The sequence below is a fragment of the Legionella sp. genome (assembly GCF_049790535.1).
Lineage (GTDB): Bacteria > Pseudomonadota > Gammaproteobacteria > Legionellales > Legionellaceae > Legionella.
Genome location: NZ_JBAQZB010000012.1, coordinates 1 through 3,343, shown reverse-complemented (window position 1 = coordinate 3,343; position 3,343 = coordinate 1). Strand labels below are relative to the sequence as shown.

The following is a 3,343-nucleotide window of genomic DNA, read 5'->3' as shown; positions in this document are numbered from 1 at the left end:
GTCCTAATTATTATGTACTAATCGACAATGGCCATGTTATTTTGAATAAGCTGAATTTTATCATAACGATACTTAGCATTACAGTAATAACTTACTTTCTCAGAACTCATCTCAACCATAAGAAATCAAGAACATTATTTCAAGAATAGTTATCAAGAAAATACGGTTTTAATGTAATGAACCCCCGTCGCATAGCTGTGTCTATCAAAGCGGGGCAAGATCACTAACCTGAGTATACAAAACTCTATTCACCTAACGTTGCTATGTCTCATATCAGTCAGGTTAGAAGTATAAGTTTAATAAACCCCGCCCTAAAAAAATCAGCTGATATTTTTATAATTGTAAACGCCTTGGTAAATCCCTAAGCAGCAATTTAACTACCTCGCTTTATAAGGAGATTAATAGAGTATACACAGACATATCCACAGAAAATGTGGATAACTTAAGGGAGTTAAAAATTGTTAATTAATTGCTATAAACCATATAGGAAAAGGACTGCTAAAAAAAGGACAGGTTGATTGGTACAATTAGGTGATGTAGAAAAAAAACAAATATCCACAAGGGGTGTCATTTAAAAAAATGGGATACCGGGTCGTCTATAGTAGCAAATAAATAATAAAAAAACAGTCTTGACTCGCATTTTTTTTGTTTATTTTTTTTAGCGGATCTCTTATTTTATCAATCAGATTTCAATAAAACACTTTGAGCTCAACCCATTCGCTCTGCACGAAATAAATACCTCGTTCTTGCCGTAATTTCCACTATGGGAAAGGAGCAAGGCACCTTAAATCACTTTATCAAGCGAGCGCTGTTCGTCTTAGAAGATCAGTCAGGATATGTGTGTAGTTAATGCATTTGATAATCAAAACACGTCTATATCCCTTATCTTTCCTAGATTTTTTGGTTCCTTTATTCAAAGAAAAACATTTAACCTTTTCAATCAATATTCAATATAAGAACGAGCAATTCAATGCTACTGCTCTCCCTTACCCTGTTGACGCAGACTTTCTAATGGGAAACCAAGTCACAGGATGATAATAAACTGAGCAATGGGATTATCATTGTTATCCTTGAATTTAACTGTATGAAAAGATATGCAAAATCACTTGCCCATATAGCCTGTAGTAGATAACAGGCACGGCATATTGTGCTTATTTCAAAATATTTTAGAAGATTGATACAACCCCAACGTCAAGAAATTTCTTACAAAAAAAACAGCATACCAGCCAATGCCTTAATAGTGCATAAAGGCTATACTGCACTTGTTTGGCGCAGCTGGGATGTTGACAAGATGTTGAGACACTAGCGAGCTCATGGATGAGCTTAAATCAATGGCATTACAGCTGCGCACAACACAAAACCGCTAAAATCCAGCGTTGTATCCTTTGAACTTCAACTGTTGATTTATCTTTTGAAGTTCTTACCCGCGCAGGAACCACTGCAACACCATAATGATCTGCAAGCTCTTGAAAAGTTCGATTAACATCCAGATCGTAAAAATGTGATTTTGTCACACCTGAACAAAGATTGTCAGGAACCAGACAAACAGGAATACCCTCAAAAAACTCAAAGGCATGAACGTGAGAATGAATCCAGGACAACAAACTTTGATCAGCCGTTGCTTCTATAGGGATCTATACAATGATTTCCAAGCTTATTCATACGATTAGTGTTCATTATAGGAGGCCATCCTTCAGTTGATGAAACGACGATTACTGTTAGGTAACAGAACCAGATTGCTGTGATCCCGTAATTGGGAAAGACCCAATAAAAGACTACAAAAGACAGTGTACAAATCAAAAAAACCTTGATTCATAAGGGCTTTTGATGGTCTTAAGTGGTCTTTAATAGTATTTTAAATTGGTGGAGGCGGCATGAATCGAACCCGCTACAAGCGGTCTTTGAGCTTTTCATGAAAGACTACGAAAGACCACGTCAATTCTGAGTTGCCGTTCTTTCTCTAAAATGCACCAAGTTATCTTTCATGGTCTGTAATTGTCTGCAGATGGTGCCGATTTGGTGCCGCTAAAATCTATTATCAAGTAGTGTGTTTAGGGTAATTATCTCGCCAGTGGTACGACAATTGCATCGTTACAATATGCTTCATAAAAGTATTTATAGAGATTTCACAGCAGCAACCAGTCAAACAATTTAAAATACATAACCCAATGAAATAATGTTTTTTTTATTGATATCTATCTTCTAAATCGCGTTTTCAATCAAACAACGCTCAGGATTTGCTGTTTGTATATGATGAGACTTTATTGCAGCATTAATAACTTTAGTTGCTTGTAAGGCATTCACAGGGTCAATTCCAAAACGCTCTCAAAGTGTAGAATTTTTCATGCGTTCACTACTTAAATACTTTATTACTGCATGCTGATAATAAGCTCGAATACGCTCACCAATTGTCATACTAGCAAAGGATCTGGGAGCATATAAGATGGCTTGCATACTCGACATTTCTGCCTGAAATTTTGGCGGTGGCAATTGAAAAAGATCTACACTCATATATTTTATTTATTGCGCACCAAGGAAGGCTGAAGGCCGAGGAACGGAGCCTGCGATTTTTTAATCAGCACGTAGGGATGTTAAAAAATCTTCCTGCAGCTGTTAAGTCATTGGTAAAGGCATACGCATTGCTCGTTTCATTAAGGGACGCAGGACGCTCGCTGCCATTTTTAATATTTTAAAAAAGTTTGCTCTCATACTGGATGAGAGCTTGAGATGATTAAACAAGTTGAATGCCATGAGCATTTTTATCTTGAAGGGCTTTCACGAAGTCACTTACAGTGGTCGCTTTTCCAACTAGAGTGTCACCCATGCCCGATTGAATAAATGCTCGTAGCACTTTACCCAGATTACCATTTCTTAAGGTTGATAAGTGTTCATTTAAATCAATATTCTTTCCATTTAACGCTGATTTTAAAGCATTAACTGCATTTCTTTTTTGTGTAAAACTTTTTTGAAAGTGAGAAAAAAAGCTACCATGAAAATATTCTTTTGTTACCCCAGAAGAATCACGTACAGCTGTTCTTTCTTTTATGTAATTATCCACTAGGTAATTAATATCGTATTTTTTTCGTTTCTCATGATTACCTGCTTGTGCATAGCCCCGAGCAATATCATTAACGTTTGCACCGTGTTGCGTACGGTAGGTCTCTACTTTCTCGTGATTACTTGCTAATGCATAGCCCTGAGCAATATCATTAACGTTTGCACCGTGTTGCGTACGGTAGGCTTCTACTTTCTCATGATTACTTGCTAATGCATAGCCCTGAGCAATATCATTAACGTTTGCACCGTGTTGCGTACGGTAGGTTTCTACTTTCTCATGATTACT

3 protein-coding genes are annotated in these 3,343 nt (G+C 36.8%); all 3 read right to left on the bottom strand.

Translation table 11 applies throughout. From position 1 onward, the window contains the following. Window positions 1–1,337: 1,337 nt before the first annotated feature. Window positions 1,338–1,604, bottom strand: a complete 267-nt coding sequence (locus tag WA877_RS00540; RefSeq protein ID WP_425168996.1) for a hypothetical protein — start codon at window positions 1,602–1,604, stop codon at window positions 1,338–1,340. 721 nt (window positions 1,605–2,325) lie between these two features. After that, entirely contained in the window at window positions 2,326–2,511 is a 186-nt protein-coding gene (locus WA877_RS00535; RefSeq protein ID WP_425168995.1) for a hypothetical protein, read from the bottom strand. Between the two features lie 220 nt (window positions 2,512–2,731). Beyond that, window positions 2,732–3,343 (bottom strand): hypothetical protein (locus WA877_RS00530; protein WP_425168994.1); only part of this gene is annotated, 612 nt, incomplete at its 5' end.

Bases quoted from the DNA above. Each gene is read 5' to 3' on its own strand.
- WA877_RS00535 (WP_425168995.1), bottom strand. From the start codon at position 2,511: ATGAGTGTAGATCTTTTTCAATTGCCACCGCCAAAATTTCAGGCAGAA.